We start from the raw sequence: 19,078 nt of genomic DNA on the forward strand, positions 1-19,078 counted from the left end.
ACCGACAAGTTAACAGATCAATACCCGGAGTTCGAGGATAATTTGTGCCCGCTCGGGGGTTGCTCAAACCTATAATAACGCCTCAATGACGGCCACAGCCTCTGCCCTGGAGAGTTGCCCTCGTTTGGTAAACACAATACGTCCAGTGCGGTCAATGATGGCGGTATAGGGCAACGCGCCAATGTCGTTACCAAAGATCTTGGCAAGACGAATGGCGTCTTGTTCGCCTATCAATATGGGATAGTTGATCCCGAAGCGGTCAATAAAATCCTTAACGTTGTCGAGATCATCGATGGCGACACCCACAAATTGGAGGCCTTGTGCTCCATATTGTGTCTGTAAATCAATGAATTCTGGTATTTCTTCGAGACAGGGCGGGCACCACGTGGCCCAGAAGTTAACGGCCAGAACCTTCCCGTCCCACTCGGCGACGTTGCGCGGGATAGCCTCGATATCGGGCAAGGTGAAGTCCGGTCGCTGTGTGCCTTCGGTGGCACGCATTGCGAGTGAGGTTAAAGGCGGGGCAGCGCGCCCCGGTGGTGAGGGCGATCCGTGCGTTAGTCGGTCATGCAGATAATAGCCCGCCAAACCCGACAGCAGCATCAAGAATGCGCCGGCGAGGACTAGGGCCCCCCCTTTCATGGAGCAAGCGCTTTTTTCGCGTGATCACGAAAGGCATCGGGTCCGACAAAACCCACCAAGCGATAGGGGCGGCGTTCCACGGCGTCGCGGTCATAGAAGAGGATTGCTGGCGGTCCGAATAGCTGCAATTGCCTCAACAAGGATCGATCAACCTCGTCGTTTGCCGTGACGTCTGCTTTGAGCAGCACGGCATCCGCCAGCGCGTTTTGCACGCCGCGATCGGCAAACGTGTATTTCTCTAATTCCTTGCAGGCAACACACCAGTCCGCGTAGAGATCCAGCACTGCCGGCCTCTGTCGCGCCTTGGCCTTAGCTAATTCTTCTTTCAGGGCTGGCAGGCCCTTCACCTCAGTGAATACAGGGAGGGTCTGTAGATTTCTGCTTTCCCCCGATAGCAGGGCTATTCCGGTGAGTGGTTTGAGTACGTCGCGACCGCCGCCGGCGGCCGCGAGCACGAGCACCACACCGTAGACAAGTATCACAAGCCCAATGCCTTTCCAAAGGCGGCGCCAGCCAGAGACCGTGCGCTCGAGACTGTCTAATGCACCCATGTACACGGCCGACACCGTGAGCAGTAGGGCCCACAACAGCAGGGTAACCGATCCAGGTAGCACGCGTTCCATGAACCAGATCGCCACACCCAGTAACACCACGCCGAAGATGGGCTGGACGATCTCCGTCCAGTGACCCGCTTTCGGCAGGAGCTTACCAGCTGATGTACCGACGATGAGCAGTGGGATCCCGAATCCCAATCCCATGGCGAATAAGGCCGCTCCTCCCAATAGCGCGTTACCGCTCTGGCTCATATACAGCAGTGCCCCCAACAGCGGTGGGGCAACGCAGGGCCCGACGATAAGGGCGGAGAGAAATCCCATGATGGCCGCTCCGTGCAGGGTGCCCCGATCCTGATGTTCGCTGATGCCCCGAAGGCGACTCTGAATACTGCTCGGCACCTGCAATTGATAAAAACCGAACATGGACAGCGCAAGGGCGATAAAGATGGCACTAAATGTCACCAACACCCAGGGATTTTGAAAAAGCGCCTGCAGGTTATTTCCTGATAGACCGGCAATGATTCCGATCCCGGCATAGGTAATTGCCATTGCCAACACATAGACCAGCGACAGCCTGAACGCCTTGCCTGTGGTCATTCCCTCGCCGTGACCAACGATGACCCCTGACAAAATGGGTATCATCGGGAAGACGCAGGGTGTGAACGCGAGCAGCAGCCCAAAGCCAAGGAAAGTCAGAAGCGTGAGAAACGTGCTTCCGTTGGCCAGCATACGCACGATCCCTTGCTGCTCGGAGATAAAGCCTTGATCCATGGCGTTGGATGGCTGAGGTTGCGCCGCCGCGGCCGGGGTGATCCAGGAATCGAGCAGCAACGAAAATACCTTGGTGATCGGGGGATAGCAAATGCCGTCCTCGGCGCAGCCCTGGTAACTGAGTTCCAATTCAATCTCAGCAGCGTCTGGCTTGGGCCGCATCAACGGCAACTTAATCTCAGCCGCGCCGCGGATGATTTCCACCCGTCCAAAGGTCGGATCGTGTTTGGATTCGCCAACGGGTATGGCAATCTCTTGGAGTGCCACACCGGCTCCTCTGACCGCGAATTTGAATTTATCCCGATACAGGTAATAACCATCGGCGATCTGCCAGTAGGTGATGACGGTGGTCGGATCGTCGAGAATGGCGGTAACGACGAAGGCTTCGTCTGGATTGAGAAATTCCTGCGAGGTCGAACCGAGATCGAGCCCCTTTCCAAAGGGCCCGAAACCTTGAAGCAACCGATCCGCAGGTGCTGGCGCGTCTTCGGTGGCGGGGTTGACGGCGAGGCGATTGAATGCAGCGTTGTTAGGCGACGACTCTTCGCCCAAGGCCAGATCGTGACCAAGCAGCACTAAAGATGAGATGAGTAGGGTGATTAAGGGTTTCATCGGCTAGTGCTTGTGACCTCATCAATCCAGGAAAGATAGCCCGCTAAACCTGCCTTGATAGGGACTGCGATAATCTCCGGAAGTTCATAGGGGTGTTGGGCCAAAATGGCACGTTCAACCTCCGGATAAAGGTCGAGTCGGGTCTTGATCAAAAGCACATGTTCATCCGAGGCCTCGACGCGGCCTTTCCACCAAAATATAGAATGTGCTGCGAGAATATTCACGCAGGCGGCGTGTCCCGCTTCGACGAGATTTTGCGCTATTTTCTTGGCGGTAATAGACCCGGGACAGGTGTTCAATACAAGAAGATGTTCGCGATCAGGATTCATACGGTCCCCCTTCAGATAGCGGGTAATAGCCGCTGTTGTTACGCATTTTGCCAACTCAACTGTTAATAAGCTACGGCGGGGACAGTCCCACCACATTAACCCCGTGCTTTCATCCCGTATCGACCGTCAATATCCTGCACCCCTCGCGAGCGACGCCCGGTTCGGCCCTGCTTTAGTTATAAACGATGCCCGGCTTGAATGTGTTCTTGCTCCTGTTTGTGCTAGTCCCACGGGTCGAGCCCTATAGGCTCGTGACAGTGGGCCGTTCACCACGGAATGCAGGCTGGACCGGGTGTGTCGGAGGATGTAGAAGTCCTCGAAGGCGAGTTCTGGGAGGAGGATCGCTATAAACCCCTTGCTCCGAGCTTTGTCCGCGACCCTGCGGGCGCGGCTTGACAGTCCCGGGTTCCTCTCTATAATTGGCACTCACCATGGGAGAGTGCTAACAGCCTCGGCACCAATCCAATCGATACGAAATTTGACCATTAGGAGGTAACTCGATGAATATTCGTCCTTTGCATGATCGCGTGATGGTCAGGCGAATAGAGGAAGACCGCACCAGTGCGGGTGGCATCGTGATCCCGGACACGGCGGCTGAGAAGCCTGTTCGTGGAGAGGTCATTGCTGCGGGTCCAGGGAAGATCTTGGAGAACGGTGATATCCGTCCTATGGATGTCAAGGTTGGGGAGAAGATCCTGTTCGGCAAATACTCAGGCACCGAAGTGAAGGTCAACGGCGAGGATATCCTGGTGATGCGCGAAGAAGACATCATTGGCATCATCGATGAGTGATTGACGCCAACGATACCAACTAACAGACGACCTAATTTATAACGAGGAATTGAACATGAGTGTTAAAGAATTACGATTCAGCGACGATGCACGTCACCGCATGCTGAAGGGCGTCATTGCCCTGTCGGATGCGGTGAAGGTCACGCTTGGGCCGAAGGGCCGGAATGCCGTGCTCGAGAAGAGCTTTGGCGCGCCGACTGTGACCAAGGACGGCGTCTCCGTCGCGAAGGAGATCGAATTGAAGGATCGTTTCGAGAATATGGGAGCCCAGATGGTCAAGGAAGTCGCCTCGAACACGTCTGACGAAGCGGGTGATGGAACCACCACGGCAACGGTACTTGCGCAATCCATCCTGACAGAAGGGATGAAGGCCGTAGCCGCTGGGATGAATCCGATGGATCTAAAGCGCGGCGTCGATAAGGCTGTGGTGGTGACCGTGGCAGAGCTTAATAAGCTGTCGAAACCTTGTGAGGATGATAAGGCCATTGCCCAAGTTGGCACCATCTCCGCCAACTCTGACACTGCCATCGGCAACATTATTGCAGAAGCCATGGGTAAAGTGGGCAAGGAGGGCGTGATTACGGTTGAAGAGGGATCGGGGCTGGATAATGAGCTGGAAACCGTTGAGGGAATGCAGTTCGACCGTGGCTATCTTTCTCCGTACTTTATAAATAATCAACAGTCAATGAATGTCGAACTCGAAGACCCATACTTTTTGGTGCACGACAAGAAGATCTCCAACATCCGTGATCTCCTGCCGATCCTGGAAAACGTTGCGAAGGCCGGTAAATCGATGCTGGTCATCTGCGAAGACGTTGAGGGCGAGGCGCTAGCGACGTTGGTCGTCAACAACATCCGGGGTATTGTCAAGGTTGCAGCTGTTAAGGCACCGGGTTTTGGCGATCGTCGCAAGGCGATGCTGGAGGATGTCGCGGTCCTCACCGCCGCTACCGTCATCTCTGAAGAAGTGGGCTTGAGCCTTGAGAAGGCCAGTCTTGATGATCTGGGCACAGCCAAGCGTGTGGTGATCACCAAGGAAGATACGACTATCATTGGTGGCGCTGGTAAGAGGGCGGACATTGAAGGGCGTATTCAGCAGATCCGGAAGCAAATCGAAGAGTCGACTTCCGATTATGACAAGGAGAAGCTTCAGGAACGGCTCGCTAAGCTGGCGGGTGGCGTCGCTGTTGTCAAAGTGGGGGCGCCGACTGAAGTGGAGATGAAGGAGAAGAAAGCACGTGTAGAAGATGCCCTTCACGCAACCCGCGCGGCCGTAGAGGAAGGCGTTGTGCCGGGTGGCGGTGTCGCCTTTGTCCGAGCATTGCCCGCCCTAAATAAGCTTAAGGGAGATAATCACGATCAAGATATGGGCATCAATATCCTAAAGCGCGCAGTTGAAGAACCGCTTCGCCAGATTGTGGAAAATGCGGGCGATGAAGCCGCTGTGATTCTTAACACGGTGAAGGAAGGCAAGGATAACTTTGGCTACGATGCGGCTACGAGGGAATTTGGTGATATGCTCGAGCTGGGGATCCTGGACCCCACCAAGGTGACGCGTATCGCGCTCCAGAACGCAGCGTCCGTGGCTGGTCTGATGATCACCACGGAAACGATGGTGGCTGAGGCGCCGAAGGAGGACAAGTCTGTCCCCGGGGCCCCGGGCATGGGCGACATGGACATGATGTAGGCAACTTGTCTGCCAAATTATGGCCAGTAAGCCCCGTCTATCATGGCGGGGCTTATTTTTTGGGGAGGCACCTCATGTTAGGGGCCGACTGCGTGTATGCGTTACCACCCTGCCTCTATCCCTTGCATGTCATGGACGAATTGCGCAGGCAATCGGCACATCGGGCAAACTGAGTTTGCACTTTGCTATTTTGCAGGCACCAACCGCGCCGCCGCTTCCAGTTTGTATGATCGATCCTAACTAATGAAGAAGTTGACACCTGAACAGAAAGATGAGCTGATCAATTACATTTCTGGGTTCGTCACTGACGTAAACGCAAGCGCATTGATCAGATCTTGGAAAGGCGCACGCGCTATCTGACGGTGGTGCTTGGGGACATAGTTCAGATCCACAATGCGAGCGCCGTAGTACGTTCATGTGAGTGCTTTTGTGTATAAGATCTTCATGTAATCGAAGAGCGCAACGTTTTCCGAATCAACCCTGATATTACCGTCGGTGCATCAAAATGGATCTCAATCAAGTGCTATTCGTCGGGTGATGGGGCGGCCACGCAAACATGTCTTGAGGGGTTAAAAGCGAGGGACTATCGTATTGGGGCCATGATCCCCCGGAAGGATGCCACCCCCATAAAAGAACTGTCGTTAGATCAGAAGGTTGCGTTATGTTTTGGTACGGAGGAAGACGGCCTGAGGGAGGGGGCCCATTCGCTTGCCGATATTTTTGTCGCCATTTCTATGGTTGGATTCACACAAAGTTTTAATCTCTCTGTGAGTGTGGCGTTATCTTTATTTGTGCTGAGCGATCGACTTTACGGTTCTAGGATAAACTGGCATCTATCTGAAAATGAGAAAAGGGACGTGAAGATTAAATGGCTTCCAAAGGCTGCTTCCCACGGAGATGAGTTGGTGAAAGGCTTCTTAAATGAAAGGGGGCTCAATGTAACTGGTTAAGGGCATGGGGCCCTTTATTGTTGTTGGGATCATGGGGCAGTGCGCTGCTCTTGCTGGGGCACGCTTTTTTTGAACGTCGCAATCATCTGTTTCTTAGCTTGTCGTTTTATTTCGACTTAACCCGGATCTTGTCTGATCAACACAAGCAAGACGCTGATGTGTAGAGGACGCTAAAAGCATGGTGAAGAAGAAGATGGCAACGGCAAAAAAGAAACGCCATAAAACTCGGGCAAAGAAAAGTATGGCTGAACGGGCTGATGCCCATGCGCTATATGAACAAGCTGTTCAGTGTGTTGAAGCGGATATCGACTTCGTCGAAGGGACATTTCAAAGACTTCGCGGTCGCAAGGCCCATTCGTTGCGGGAGGATTTTTGTGGAACCGCGAATGCCGCGTGGGAGTGGGTGCGACGACGTAGCGGGAATACGGCAATCGGTGTCGATCTGAATCAAGGGGTTTTAGATTGGGGCATGGCCCACCATATTGCCAAGCTGCCCCCTCGGGCGGCGAACCGCATAAAACTCATCAGAGACGATGTCATGACAGTCAGGACCGCGCTTGTGGACGCGGTGCTTGCCATGAACTTCAGTTACTGGGTCTTCAAGGAGCGGAGTGCCATGCGGCGATACTTTCGGCGAGTCGGCAGCAGCTTGGTGAAGGATGGGATCCTGTATCTGGATGCGTTTGGTGGTTATGAGGCTTTTACTGTGTTACGGGAGCGAACAAAGCAGGATGGCTTTACCTATATTTGGCATCAGGCAGACTACAATCCCATAAGCGGTGACATCCTGTGCCACATCGATTTCAAATTTGAAGATGGCTCGGTTCTGAAGCGGGCTTTTACCTACGATTGGCGCCTATGGACGCTTCCCGAATTGACCGAATTACTGATCGAAGCGGGTTTCACGAGGGCAACCGTCTATTGGGAGGGCACCGATGAGGAGACCGGTGAGGGAGATGGTCATTTCTATCCAACCACGCGAGGCGAACCGGATGCCGGGTGGATTGCCTATATCGTTGCAGAAAAATGAACTGTCCAAGTGACGCCCGAATGTCGAAGGCGGATGGGTGCGACTCGTACCTAATGCGATTCCGGGTGAACCTTCTTGCGCATTTCTTCAAGGCTGACGTGGCGCACGTTTTTTCCTTCGGTTAGGTAGATCACGTTTTCGCATATATTACTGGCGTGATCCCCGATGCGCTCGAGTGCACGTACGGACCATATTACGTCCAGGGCACGTGCGATACTTCGGGGGTCCTCCATCATGTAGGTTATGAGTTGTCTGAGGATCGCAGCATATTCTTGGTCTACTTTCGGATCTTCGCTGGCGACGTTAAGTGCCGCTTCGGAGTCCATCCGGGCAAAGGCATCCAAAGCGTCATGCAACATCGCCCGCACATGATTTCCCATCGACGCAACCCCAACGTAATAGGACTTTGGACATTGGCTTTCAGCAAGGTGCAGTGCCATATGCCCGATCTTCTCCGCCTCATCACCGATCCGTTCGAGATCCGTGATGGTTTTTCCGACGGCCAGAACCAATCGTAGATCACTTGCCGCTGGCTGGCGGCGGGCCAAGATCTGCGTGCAATCCTCATCGATTGACACTTCGAGGGCATTGACCTTGATATCAGCTTCTATCACTTTTTCCGCAAGCTCGCTGTTACCACGGCATAGGGCTTCGAGTGCGTTATCAATCTGCGTTTCTATTAATCCGCCCATGGACAGTACGCGAGCCCGAATATCCTCAAGCTCTTGGTCGAATTGCCTGGAGATGTGTTGCGAAAATGTGGTTGCTGTCATGAATGTTCCCCGCAGCCAGTCGCGTTAGACGGTTTCTGATCCTTAGCCGTAGCGACCGGTAATGTAGTCCTCGGTCTGCTTTGTCTTTGGATTAGTAAAGACTGTATTAGTGTAGCCAAACTCAATAATCTCACCGACGTAAAGAAACGCTGTATAGTCCGACACGCGAGCAGCTTGCTGCATGTTGTGCGTCACGATGACGATGGTGTAATCGGTCTTCAGCTCATAGATGAGCTCTTCGATCTTCAGCGTCGAGGCCGGATCGAGTGCGGAAGCCGGCTCGTCGAGCAGCAAGACCTCTGGCTCTATCGCAATAGCACGTGCAATCACTAACCGCTGTTGTTGTCCTCCAGACAGCCCCATCGCACTGTCGTTTAACCGATCCTTGACTTCATCCCAAAGCGCCGCTGCCTTCAAAGCCTGTTCAACGACCTTATCTAATCGGCGGCGATTCTTGATCCCTTGTATCCGAAGCCCATACGCAACATTTTCATATACGGTCTTCGGGAAGGGATTCGGTTTTTGAAAAACCATCCCGACGCGGCGACGAAGTTCCGCAACATTGATGCCTTTAGCGTAGATATTTTGGCCATATAAATGGATTTCGCCCTCAACACGGGCGATATCAATCAAGTCGTTCATGCGATTAAAGCATCGAAGCAAAGTTGTCTTTCCACACCCGCTCGGTCCAATGAATGCCGTAACATGTTTTTCGGGAATGGAGAGGCAAATATCGTTCAAGGCCTGCTTTTCCCCGTAATAGAGGTTAAGGTTTTTTACCGAAAGGCATTCGTTTCGTTCTTGAGGACGCAATCCACTGTCGCTTCTAGATAGCAGGGAGATGTCAACGGCATGCGTACGCAGTGGCCTTTCGGCACTGCTAGCCAATGGTTCTTTCGGCATAACTCACGTCCGGTTTCGACTACTCGGCAGCATTATACTTCTCCCGTAGGCGGTTGCGTATGTAAATAGCGGTCAGGTTCAAGACAATGATGAGCAGGATCAGCAACAGGGCCGTGGCATAAACCAGAGGTCTCGCGGCTTCGACATTGGGGCTTTGAAAACCCACATCGTAGATGTGAAAGCCTAGGTGCATGAACTTTCGATCCAGATGGAGGTAGGGAAAATTGCTATCCGTTGCAAGTGAAGGCGCGAGCTTGACTACGCCGACCATCATCAATGGGGCGACTTCGCCAGCGGCGCGCGCAACCGCAAGGATAAGCCCGGTGATCATCGCGGGCGCGGTCATGGGTAGCACGGTTCGCCATAACGTCTCCGCTTTGGTGGCACCTAATGCGAGGCTGCCTTCACGAATAGCCCGCGGTATGCGGGACAAACCTTCTTCAGTTGCTACGATGACCACCGGCACCGTGAGGATAGCGAGCGTGAGTGATGCCCAGATGAGTCCCGGCGTGCCGAATGTGGGGGCAGGCAGTGCCTCGCGGAAGAATAATTGGTCGATATTTCCGCCTAATATATAGACAAAGAACCCTAGACCAAAAACTCCATACACAATTGACGGCACGCCCGCGAGATTGTTGACGGCAATTCGGATGAGCCGGGTCAACAGCCCTTGTTTGGCATATTCTCGAAGGTAGACTGCCGCCACGACCCCGAACGGCGTGACAAATACCGACATAATCATCACCATCAGCACGGTGCCAAAAATTGCCGGCAAGATACCACCTTCTGTATTCGCTTCCCGTGGTTCCTCGGCCACGAATTCCCATAGTTTTGTGAAATAGAAACGGAGCTTATCGAAAAGGCCCATGCGATTGGGCTGGTAGGCGCGGACAATTTGTGCAACTGGTACCTCAACCTCTCGCTCATCGGCGATCTCGACGACCACGCTGTCTCGATCAATGGCTTCATAGAGTTCTGCAAGTCGCTGGGTTAGTTGGTCGTATTGATCTTGAAGATGTGCGCGCTCGGTGTCGATGTGCCGATAGGCCGCCCGATCGACGATCCCCTCAAGCTCCAGACCTCTTTCTTTGAGCCGCAACTTTTCCATCCGGTAATTGATCGCCCCCACCAGATCCTTTTCGACGTGCCGGATTTCTTTAGAGAGTGTGTGCTTTCGCGAAAGTCTACCTTGGAGTAGGTCCCAATTCGGCTTGTCGCTATGGATGACTTCACCATTTTCCTTGAGCCCAACGAGGTAACCATAGAGATTGCCCCACTCATGCCGCTCAATGGCCATGATGTGTCCTGGATGCGCCTGATTGATTATCGAGGGACCGGTAATCCAGCGGAAGTCAATTCCAAAAAATTCCCGGTTGCCTATCTTCAGAAGGTAGCGATCGACGACAATGACGTCCTCGGGCAGGGACGCACCGAGGTCTTCGACGCGTTCACGGGGGACCTGTTCGTGATCGACGATTTCACCGATGAGTCGGTGTGCGTTGCCGTCCTCTTCGAGATAGTAAAGTTGGGTGATGTCTGAAGGCCAGAAATGACCAAGGCCGCGGAATGCAATGAGCAGTATCAAGCCGACGACCATGACCAAACACACGCTCACCGCACCGGCGTTTAGCCAGACCCAGGGACTACCACTTCTAAACCATTCCCGCATTACGAAACACCCTTAAAGTGAACTGTATTTCGTCCGCAGCCGCTGTCGCACGAGCTCTGCGATGGTGTTAAACATGAATGTGAAGATGAATAAGACAAGCGCCGCGAGGAATAGAATACGGTAATGGGTACTGTTTACCTCTGCTTCGGGCATCTCGACCGCGATATTTGCAGACAATGCCCGAAAACCCTGGAAGATGTTGAAATCAATGATGGGGGTATTACCGGTTGCCATCAACACGATCATGGTTTCTCCCACAGCACGGCCGAGGCCGATCATGATTGCTGAAAAGATCCCAGGACTGGCTGTCAGCAAGACCACCCGAACCATTGTTTGCCAAGGCGTAGCCCCGAGCGCCAGAGAGCCCACAGTCAGGTGTTTTGGCACGCTGAAGATAGCGTCTTCGCTGATCGAAAAAATTGTCGGTATGACCGCAAAGCCCATTGCGAAACCAACGACGAGGGAATTGCGCTGGTCATAACTGATTCCGAGCTTGTTGTTTAACCATTGGGGCATATTGCCGTCGAAGAAAAGGATCTCCACCGGTTGGCTTAGGGCAATTGCGATTAACCCGGTGAGGCAAATAACGGGGATCAATAGGGCCGCTTCCCATCCATCCGGCACGCGATGGCGCAGGTTTGCTGGTAAGCGGGACCATAGGTACGCGAAAGCGACCGGAACGATTGGTAGCAAGATCAGCAAACAAAATATGCCAGGCAAGTGTTTCTCCACAAACGGTGCGAGCCACAAGCCCGCAAGGAACCCTAGAACGACCGTTGGCAGCGCCTCCATGATCTCAATGGTCGGTTTAACCGCGGCACGCATGCGCGGGGCCATGAAATATGCGGTGTAAATCGCGCCTAGAATAGCGAGGGGGATAGCGAAGAGCATGGCGTAGAATGCGGCCTTGAGCGTCCCGAAGATCAATGGCGTGAGGCTGAATTTCGGCTCGAAATCATTGCTTGCCGAGGACGACTGCCAAATGTATTTAGGCTCACTGCGGCTCTCGTACCAAACCTCGCCCCACAGTGAGTCCCAGGAAATTTCTGGATGTTCATTATCGATGTGCCAAAATTCGTATTGGTTCGCTTTATCGACCAGCAAGAGGCTATTAGCACGGGGAGATATGACCACTTGGGCAAGCGGATCGTGTGTCGCCTGTTCAATCCGCATGGTGCGATGCGCAGTTGTATGGTAAATGCCCAAATGCCCCGTGTTGTCAACTGCGGCAAATCCCTTTCGGTAATACTCTGGCGCAATGCTCGTGATGGAACCGGGCAGTGCTGCAAATGCGCGGACACGCTGCAGGGTGTAGTTGTTGTCCTCATCCCGCACTGGGAGCCATTGGGTCACTGTGCCACGTGAGTCGCCCACCAACAGCGAGATTCCGCCGCTTAGGAAGCGGAGCACCGTAATGTCTGTCTCATCGGGTACGGCTCGTATGCGCTGAATTAGCCTTGGCGCTGATTTATTCGTGAGATCGTAGTAGCTGATAAAGCCGTCACGGCTTGCAAGGTAGAGTTCCCGTTGGTCCACATTGAGCGCGATGTGCGTCACAGTGGCTGCAGCCACTGGCAATTCGCTTATCGCGCGTTCTACACTGACTTCTTCTTCCAGTAGTGATCCTTCTTGGGCGAGGTTCACGATGACGAGACGTCTGTCACCTGTGAGTGCGACAATCGTCGTTTCTTCATCATCGCTCTGGGCAGCAAGATTGGTAAGTGAACGCCCTGTCTCATCGATCGCGATGGGGTTATCGCCGAGTGGAAAATCAATGCGCGGGGTGATAACGCGTTTGTCATTGGGGTAACTCACATCATAGACGTGGCGCAGTAGAAGAAGGCGGCCGTTCGAAAGGCCGAGGGCAATGGTGGCGTGCTCGGGATCGCCAACACTAGTGGCCGAGATGAAAGCGTCTGGCCCGATCGGAAGGGGTATCTTGTTTAAGGCCGTGCCATCCTTTGTGCGAAAGAATACTGCACGCGCGTCACTGGTGATGGCCAGCCCGATCTCGTTGTGTTCCTCGAGCGCTACATACAATGTCTCTGAAGTCTCACCGCCTGGCGGAGGATACTCGGCGACCCGCTCCATCGTGGCAGGCTTGAATAACGGCACGACGATATAGAGTAAATAGAAGAAAATCAGGACAATCACGATGATGACGCTGATGCCGCCAACGGCGATGCACTTCTCGGTGACCACGTCCTTGATGTGGCGCCAGAGGCGGTGTCGAACCGCAGCTGGATCGTGGTAACGCGGTAGTATCTTCTCGGCAACGGTGTACGCGTCGCTCATCCGAGCTAGTTTAGGGGTGAAATATGACAATTTGGTGACAATTCAAGGGAATGGCGGTGCGGACTGTGGCTAAGTGCAGCCGCACGTCAAGGCCAGCAAAAAAACGCCTTGCAGAGCAAGGCGTTCCCGGTAGGGGATGGGGAATTAATGATGTTGCGGGGACTAATGCGGGGTTTACTTGGAGCTTGCGACCTGCTTGTCGGTTATCTTTTCAAGTTCTTTACTTGCCACTTGGGCTGGCAAGGGGACGTAGCCATTCTTGACCACCACGGTTTGCCCCTGTTTTGACAGGATCATCTTGATGAACTCCCTTTCCAAGGGGGGCAGCGGTTTGTTGGGAGGCTTGTTCACATAGACATAGAGGAAACGGGCAAGCGGGTATCTACCGTTAATGGCGTTTTCGTGTGTTGCCTCCACGACAGACTCGCCCGCCTTTTTCGAAAGCGCAACCGCCTTGACACCGGACGTCTTGTAGCCGATCCCTGAGTAGCCAATGCCGTTGATGGATTTGGTTACGCCCTGCACCACGGACGCCGAACCGGGCTGCTCATTGACAGTGTCTTTGTAGTCGCCTTTGCAAAGGGCCTTCTTTTTGAAATACCCGTAGGTACCGGAGACCGAGTTGCGGCCATAGAGCTGGATCGGCCGCTTGACCCAGGCGCCGGTGAGGCCCAGTCGTCCCCACCGGGTGATGTCCTCGGGGTATCCACACTTGCGGGTTGCCGAAAAGACCGCATCGATCTCTGCAATCGTCATGCCCTTGATGGGATTGTCCTTGTTGACGTAGACGGCCAAAGCATCAATTGCAACGGGAACAGCCGTGGGTTTATAACCATATTTCTTTTCGAACGCCGCGACTTCCTTGTTTTTCATCTTCCGGCTCATGGGTCCAAGGTTCGATGTCCCCTCGGTCAGTGCAGGTGGCGCCGTTGATGAGCCAGCAGCCTGGATCTGAATGTTGACGTTCGGGTAGAGGCGTTTGAACTCTTCGCCCCAGAGCGTCATCAGATTGGCAAGGGTGTCCGAGCCAACGCTCGAAACATTGCCGGAGACACCACTCGCCTTGGTATAGGTCGCGAGCATCGGGTCAACCATCGAAGTGACAGAGTCGGCCAGTGTTGCGCCCGGGAGCAACGCGGTTACGATAAGGACTGCGGACAAATTGGATTGTCTTCCCATCATCATGTCGCAAGACTCCTCAAATGTGTTGGATTAGCAGTTGCCACCTGGAGTGCACGCCGGTCGTGTTTCAGAACCTGCAGCGAGTATGGGGCGCTTCTGTGACACCGCCGTGAAGGAATTGTGACAATTACGCGAGAGTGGCCTTCGCAGGCGGTGGGTTGGACTAGGCTGAGCTTGGAAGGTCGTGCTGGGCTGCTCTTTGTGCAATTGCAGCCGGCGGGAAATCACACCGGAAGGTACTCCCCTTACCCGGGATGCTGTCGATATGGAGCTTCCCGTTATGGCGGGCCAGCACGTGTTTGACGATGGCAAGCCCGAGGCCGGTGCCACCGCTCGCGCGCGCGCGCCCATTATCAACGCGGTAAAAGCGCTCTGTGATACGCGCGCGATGGGGTTCCGGTATACCAATGCCGGTATCACTGACCTCCATATGTGCACCTTCGCTATCGGAATACCAACGTATGCGTATGACACCCTTTCCCGGGGTGTACTGCACGGCGTTGACGACGAGGTTGGAGAAGGCGCTGTAGAGTTCATTGTAGTTCCCCATGATCCACAATTCGGGGTCGGCCTCGAGATAGAAAATATGTTCACGTTCTCCGCTCAAGGCATTTGCTTCTTGGTAGATCGCGCCGAGCATGTCGGCAACGCGAACGCCTTCGGGTGCAGGAACAACTTCCTCGTCCTCAAGCGCGGACAACAACAACAAGTCATTAATCAGATTTCGCATCCGCTCTGTCTGCTCGCGCATTCGCGCAAATGGCGATCGCCATGCCTCAGGCCATTGATCCTGATCTTCCTCCAAGGTTTCGAGATATCCGCTGATCACTGTCAGGGGTGTGCGCAGCTCGTGTGATGCGTTTGCGATAAAGTCACTGCGCACTCGGTTGAGGCGAAAGAGTTGTGTCACATCGCGTGCAATGAATAAACGTTGAGTGTTGCCGTACGGAACAGTGAACACGCAAAGGCGTACGTCGGGATCAACGGGGGATGCAATCTCGAGAGGCTTTGTTACATCGCTATTGGCTTCAAGCAAGCTAATCAGATCGGGATGTCGGATCAGATTCGCAATGCGTTGACGGGCGTCTTGGGGCCAACGTATCCCGAGGTACCTGCGCGCTGGATCATTGGCCCATTCAATCTCGCCGGCCTCGCCCAAAACGATCGTGGCATCGGGGAGTGCCGATGCAGCCTCCTGGAAACGCTTGAGATAACTCGATAACTTTCGCTTGCGGCTTTGATGGTGCTCGAAGCGGTAGTCGATTTCGCGACACACCTCGGCCAGGAGCCCACGGGACTCGGGTGGTCGGTTCTTCTCCCTGTTCTGAAGCCAACGCAGCAGCTGATAAAGATTGCGCTGTTGTCGCACAAGGTAGATGCCGCCGCCCAACAAGAGGAATAAAAGGACATGACCGGTCAGCACCCCAATGATGAGGGCAATTAGAAGGATGCCTGCGAGCTGCCAGATCTCTTCGCGCATGGGGCTATGTGGCTAGTGTTGGGTTGAGAAGCGATAGCCCACGCTTCGCACGGTCTGGATCAGCTTGTCCAGGTGGTGCGGGGCGAGCGCTTTGCGTAATCGGCGTATGTGGACATCGACGGTTCGTTCTTCCACGTACACATTACCGCCCCAAACCTGATCAAGCAACTGGTTACGGCTATAGACGCGTTCCGGATGGGTAATAAAAAAGTGGAGCAGGCGAAACTCCATAGCGCTTAACTCAACAGGCACACCGCGGGCGATTACGCGATGCGTTTCAGGGTCAACCCGCAGACTGCCAAGCTCCACGACTTCCTGGGCCCGCTCTGGCGCCGTGCGGCGCAGGACGGCTTTGATACGTGCCAGGAGTTCCTTAGGTGAGAAGGGTTTGGTGATGTAGTCGTCGATACCCACGTCAAAACCGCGCACCTTGTCGCTTTCCGCGGCGCGAGCGGTGAGCATGATGATTGGGATGCCGCGCGATGCCGGATCCCGTTTTAAGCGTCTGGCCAAATCAACGCCGCTCGTCCCGGGCAGCATCCAATCCAGCAGGATCAGATCAGGCGGGTCTTCTCGGATGCACACCTCCGCCTCATCCGCATCGGCGGCCTCTTTGTAAGGATAGCCGGCACGGGTCAGCGCAAAGCCTACCATCTGCCTGATGTCGGCTTCGTCTTCAACGATCAATATCGCACCCGCAGTTGCCAAGAGACAAATACCTTAAGCTTAATAGCTGTCTACATTAAACGTGAATCATATTACAAAAATGTGAAATTACCGATGCAGAGGTGATCCCCTTCGCTCTCGTCTAAGCGCACACAAACGACATTGTCACAAAGCCGTCATGTCCTATTCACGGTGCTGTCACGCCAACTTAATTGACTTGCAACATGCCATCGATATCCTGAGCATGCAAATTTAGGCGCCCTATGTAAATGAGGCGGGCGGATGAAAGGCGCACGGGGCGTGCGCCAGGGGTTTTAGGTGAGATTAGGAAGGACATCCGTGAAGCGATCAGTTAAGACCTTCGTATTGATCTCGCTGATACCAGCTTGGCTCGTAATGGGCGCAACACCTGTGTTGGCCACGAACGAGGCGCTGCTGGATCTCCTAAAGGAACTGAAAGACAACGGCACGATCACCCAAGAGCCATACGAGGCATTGAAAAACTCGGCGCTCGCAGATGAAGAAAAGGCAACTGCTGAGCAGCGGGAGGTGATTAAGGATCAAGTACAAGAACAGGTCGTTGAGAAGGAAGTACAAGAACAAGTAAAGGAACAGGTGGAAGAGGTCACCAAGGATTACCCCGAAATCACCGCCAAAGGCAAGTTTGAGGTGAAGTCCAAGGACGGCAAGTGGAAGTGGCGCCTTGGCGGGCGCCTGCAGCTCGATGGCGCATATTACAACAATGATAATAGCGACCTGACAAGCGGCGCGGAGGTCCGCCGGGCGCGGCTCTATGTGGCGGGCACTATGTGGCGGGTTTGGGATTTCAAGTTCCAGTACGATTTCACGGACAGCGGTGCCGCTGGGATCAGGGATGCGTACGTTCAATACACGGGTTTTGATCGAACCTGGCTTCGGGTGGGCAATTTCAAGCAGCCCTTCAGCTTGGAAGAGATGACGAGTACTCGGTTCATCACCTTCATGGAGCGCTCGCTGGCAAACGCGCTTGAGGCGGGCCGGTTCCTCGGCATCGGTGCACGTACCTATGGTAAGAAATGGACCGCGGAGGCCGGGTTGTTTGGGAATGACGTCGAGGGCGATGATCCGGGAAGCTATGCCGTTGTTGCCCGCGGGACCTTCGCACCCATCCACGAGAAGACTCGCGTTGTCCACCTGGGTGCTTCGCTCGAGTACCGAGACACAGGTGACAATGACACCCTGCGTTACCGCCAACGCCCCGAGTCCCATGTCACCGATGCACGGCTGATCGATACCGGTACCTTCGACGCCGACGCATTTACGAATATTGCTATTGAAGCCGCCGGCGTGTATGGCCCCTTCTACGTCCAGGGCGAGTACATCAACAGTTGGGTTAATCGGCAGTTACCAACCAGTCCCAATGTGGATTTTGGGGGATGGTTTGTGCAGGGAAGCTGGTTTTTGACCGGTGAGTCCAAAAACTATCAGTTTACGCAAGCCGTGTTTGGGAACATCAAGCCGAGGCGTCACGTCGGCCAAGGTTGGGGCGCCTGGGAAGTCGCGTTTCGCTTCAGCACCTTGGATCTCACCGACAAGGACATCGATGGCGGCACCGAAGAAAACATCACCTTGGGACTCAATTGGTATCTGAATCCGAATATGCGCCTCACGGCGAATCTGATCAAGGTCCTGGATGTGGACGCTGGCCCCAATGACGGTGCCAAGCCCGGTATCGCCCAAATGCGTGCCCAGGTCATCTGGTAAATCCCGCCTAGGGGGCTTAACGAGGCCGCCCCGTTCAGAGCAGCTCAGGTTAGGCTAGTGACATAATCCCTCCCACACCCCTGCATCTGCGGGGATGAATGGGGACTGAGGGCGTCAAATTTTTTCCTTGCAGACGTACCCGCTCAGGGTGTTCAAAATCTCTTGTTCTCTGTTCCAAGCAGATGGTAGCCTGCAGTGGGTGGGGCCTTTGGCATCAAGGGGCCCTCCCGAAGAAGAAGCAATAATGCGCTATACAGGGAGAATACCGGTGTTACAGGCACGCCATCTGATCCTCGCTCTCCTTCTGATGGTGGCTATCCCCGCGCTCGTCTCGGGTGCGGAGTTGGTGAATATCAACACCGCCGATGCTGAGACGCTGGCTGCCGGCATCAAATGGGTCGGCCCGGTCAAGGCCGAGGCCATCATCGAGTACCGGGAGCAACACGGTCCGTTCCAGTTTGTCGATGAATTAACGCTCGTTGAAGGCATCGGTGAGAAGACGGTCGACGCCAATCGGGATATCCTCACCGTCGGGGACAACCCCAGCGGCGACTGATACGAACCGCGGTTGTTTTTCACATCAAAGCTCCGTGCAGCGAGGTGGCGCACGTCTTTTGCTGCCCGTCCGGTGAGGCGATTGGGTACGCCACGCCTAAACCTACAGTCTACTCTGCAAATCTCCCCGGGGTATGGGCTCTCCCCTGTTCGGCGGATTCCCGCTACGGTATCCTGTTTTCTTTGTGCTAATGGCCCACAATCCCAGGTATCTAATGGACGATCGCTACAATCCGGCTGAGCTAGAGACCGCCGTTCAAGCGGAGTGGGCTGCATCGAGCGTATTTGAAGTCTGCGAAGATCCCAGGCGGGAAAAGTTTTACTGTCTTTCTATGTTTCCCTACCCCAGCGGCACATTGCATATGGGCCATGTGCGCAATTACACCATTGGTGATGTGATTGCCCGCTATCAGCGCATGCAGGGGAAGAATGTCCTGCAACCCATG

17 protein-coding genes are annotated in these 19,078 nt (G+C 54.3%); 7 read left to right on the forward strand and 10 right to left on the reverse strand.

All coding sequences use genetic code 11. The features are described 5' to 3' along the window. Window positions 1–69 precede the first annotated feature (69 nt). From O6944_03530 to O6944_03540, 3 genes are read right to left on the reverse strand one after another with little or no spacing between them, the layout of a single operon-like run. Window positions 70–642 (reverse strand): TlpA disulfide reductase family protein, encoded by a 573-nt coding sequence (locus O6944_03530; GenBank protein MCZ6718212.1) that lies wholly within the window; start codon window positions 640–642, stop codon window positions 70–72. After that, a complete protein-coding gene (gene dsbD / locus O6944_03535; GenBank protein ID MCZ6718213.1) occupies window positions 639–2,579 on the reverse strand; it encodes a protein-disulfide reductase DsbD in 1,941 nt (646 codons plus the stop codon). Before dsbD ends, O6944_03530 begins: the two co-directional genes overlap by 4 nt. Continuing rightward, the gene (locus tag O6944_03540; GenBank protein MCZ6718214.1) at window positions 2,576–2,908 is read right to left on the reverse strand and encodes a divalent-cation tolerance protein CutA; all 333 of its coding nucleotides are present in this window, start codon (window positions 2,906–2,908) and stop codon (window positions 2,576–2,578) included. Before O6944_03540 ends, dsbD begins: the two co-directional genes overlap by 4 nt. Window positions 2,909–3,408: 500 nt before the next feature. Here O6944_03540 and O6944_03545 point away from each other — a divergent pair, with 500 nt between their 5' ends. The 4 genes from O6944_03545 to O6944_03560 all read left to right on the forward strand — a co-directional run bounded on the left by O6944_03545 (window position 3,409) and on the right by O6944_03560 (window position 7,366). Beyond that, a complete protein-coding gene (locus O6944_03545) occupies window positions 3,409–3,699 on the forward strand; it encodes a co-chaperone GroES (protein ID MCZ6718215.1) in 291 nt (96 codons plus the stop codon). A 55-nt stretch (window positions 3,700–3,754) separates the two neighbouring features. After that, window positions 3,755–5,386: a chaperonin GroEL gene (gene groL / locus O6944_03550; protein ID MCZ6718216.1), complete on the forward strand. Its 1,632-nt coding sequence runs from the start codon at window positions 3,755–3,757 to the stop codon at window positions 5,384–5,386. Window positions 5,387–5,871: 485 nt separating this feature from the next. After that, window positions 5,872–6,336: a hypothetical protein gene (locus O6944_03555; GenBank protein ID MCZ6718217.1), complete on the forward strand. Its 465-nt coding sequence runs from the start codon at window positions 5,872–5,874 to the stop codon at window positions 6,334–6,336. A gap of 178 nt (window positions 6,337–6,514) precedes the next feature. Next, window positions 6,515–7,366, forward strand: coding sequence for a class I SAM-dependent methyltransferase (locus O6944_03560; GenBank protein MCZ6718218.1), 852 nt, complete (start codon window positions 6,515–6,517; stop codon window positions 7,364–7,366). Between the two features lie 50 nt (window positions 7,367–7,416). Here the strand turns inward: O6944_03560 and phoU are convergent, their stop codons facing one another. The 7 genes from phoU to phoB form a co-directional block, all read right to left on the reverse strand. Beyond that, window positions 7,417–8,139, reverse strand: coding sequence for a phosphate signaling complex protein PhoU (gene phoU, locus O6944_03565; protein ID MCZ6718219.1), 723 nt, complete (start codon window positions 8,137–8,139; stop codon window positions 7,417–7,419). A 42-nt stretch (window positions 8,140–8,181) separates the two neighbouring features. Continuing rightward, on the reverse strand, window positions 8,182–9,042 hold the full coding sequence (pstB, locus tag O6944_03570; protein MCZ6718220.1) for a phosphate ABC transporter ATP-binding protein PstB: 861 nt from the start codon (window positions 9,040–9,042) through the stop codon (window positions 8,182–8,184). Window positions 9,043–9,061: 19 nt separating this feature from the next. Further along, window positions 9,062–10,711 carry a phosphate ABC transporter permease PstA gene (gene pstA / locus O6944_03575; GenBank protein ID MCZ6718221.1) on the reverse strand — a complete coding sequence of 550 codons (1,650 nt, stop codon included), beginning with the start codon at window positions 10,709–10,711 and terminating at the stop codon, window positions 9,062–9,064. Between the two features lie 12 nt (window positions 10,712–10,723). Next, on the reverse strand, window positions 10,724–13,006 hold the full coding sequence (locus tag O6944_03580; GenBank protein MCZ6718222.1) for an ABC transporter permease subunit: 2,283 nt from the start codon (window positions 13,004–13,006) through the stop codon (window positions 10,724–10,726). A 174-nt stretch (window positions 13,007–13,180) separates the two neighbouring features. Beyond that, the gene (locus O6944_03585) at window positions 13,181–14,191 is read right to left on the reverse strand and encodes a phosphate ABC transporter substrate-binding protein PstS family protein (protein MCZ6718223.1); all 1,011 of its coding nucleotides are present in this window, start codon (window positions 14,189–14,191) and stop codon (window positions 13,181–13,183) included. Between the two features lie 160 nt (window positions 14,192–14,351). Beyond that, window positions 14,352–15,668: a phosphate regulon sensor histidine kinase PhoR gene (gene phoR / locus O6944_03590; GenBank protein ID MCZ6718224.1), complete on the reverse strand. Its 1,317-nt coding sequence runs from the start codon at window positions 15,666–15,668 to the stop codon at window positions 14,352–14,354. 12 nt (window positions 15,669–15,680) lie between these two features. Then, window positions 15,681–16,376 carry a phosphate regulon transcriptional regulator PhoB gene (phoB, locus tag O6944_03595; GenBank protein MCZ6718225.1) on the reverse strand — a complete coding sequence of 232 codons (696 nt, stop codon included), beginning with the start codon at window positions 16,374–16,376 and terminating at the stop codon, window positions 15,681–15,683. 297 nt (window positions 16,377–16,673) lie between these two features. On the opposite strand from phoB, the gene O6944_03600 reads away from it, so the two are divergent. The 3 genes from O6944_03600 to O6944_03610 all read left to right on the forward strand — a co-directional run. Further along, on the forward strand, window positions 16,674–18,077 hold the full coding sequence (locus tag O6944_03600) for an OprO/OprP family phosphate-selective porin (protein ID MCZ6718226.1): 1,404 nt from the start codon (window positions 16,674–16,676) through the stop codon (window positions 18,075–18,077). Between the two features lie 244 nt (window positions 18,078–18,321). Continuing rightward, window positions 18,322–18,633: a ComEA family DNA-binding protein gene (locus O6944_03605; GenBank protein ID MCZ6718227.1), complete on the forward strand. Its 312-nt coding sequence runs from the start codon at window positions 18,322–18,324 to the stop codon at window positions 18,631–18,633. Between the two features lie 214 nt (window positions 18,634–18,847). After that, window positions 18,848–19,078: class I tRNA ligase family protein (locus O6944_03610; GenBank protein MCZ6718228.1), on the forward strand; the 231-nt coding region annotated here is incomplete at its 3' end.

The sequence above is a fragment of the Gammaproteobacteria bacterium genome (genome assembly GCA_027296625.1).
Classification (GTDB): domain Bacteria; phylum Pseudomonadota; class Gammaproteobacteria; order JAKEHO01; family JAKEHO01; genus JAKEHO01.

Excerpts from the sequence above, each read along its gene's own strand:
- O6944_03540 (MCZ6718214.1), bottom strand. The coding sequence starts at position 2,908 with ATGAATCCTGATCGCGAACATCTTCTTGTATTGAACACCTGTCCCGGG.
- O6944_03580 (MCZ6718222.1), bottom strand. The coding sequence starts at position 13,006 with ATGAGCGACGCGTACACCGTTGCCGAGAAGATACTACCGCGTTACCAC.
- pstA (MCZ6718221.1), bottom strand. The coding sequence starts at position 10,711 with ATGCGGGAATGGTTTAGAAGTGGTAGTCCCTGGGTCTGGCTAAACGCC.
- phoU (MCZ6718219.1), bottom strand. The coding sequence starts at position 8,139 with ATGACAGCAACCACATTTTCGCAACACATCTCCAGGCAATTCGACCAA.
- pstB (MCZ6718220.1), bottom strand. The coding sequence starts at position 9,042 with ATGCCGAAAGAACCATTGGCTAGCAGTGCCGAAAGGCCACTGCGTACG.
- O6944_03530 (MCZ6718212.1), bottom strand. The coding sequence starts at position 642 with ATGAAAGGGGGGGCCCTAGTCCTCGCCGGCGCATTCTTGATGCTGCTG.
- O6944_03585 (MCZ6718223.1), bottom strand. The coding sequence starts at position 14,191 with ATGATGATGGGAAGACAATCCAATTTGTCCGCAGTCCTTATCGTAACC.
- phoR (MCZ6718224.1), bottom strand. The coding sequence starts at position 15,668 with ATGCGCGAAGAGATCTGGCAGCTCGCAGGCATCCTTCTAATTGCCCTC.
- O6944_03545 (MCZ6718215.1), top strand. The coding sequence starts at position 3,409 with ATGAATATTCGTCCTTTGCATGATCGCGTGATGGTCAGGCGAATAGAG.
- O6944_03605 (MCZ6718227.1), top strand. The coding sequence starts at position 18,322 with ATGCGCTATACAGGGAGAATACCGGTGTTACAGGCACGCCATCTGATC.
- dsbD (MCZ6718213.1), bottom strand. The coding sequence starts at position 2,579 with ATGAAACCCTTAATCACCCTACTCATCTCATCTTTAGTGCTGCTTGGT.
- groL (MCZ6718216.1), top strand. The coding sequence starts at position 3,755 with ATGAGTGTTAAAGAATTACGATTCAGCGACGATGCACGTCACCGCATG.
- O6944_03560 (MCZ6718218.1), top strand. The coding sequence starts at position 6,515 with ATGGTGAAGAAGAAGATGGCAACGGCAAAAAAGAAACGCCATAAAACT.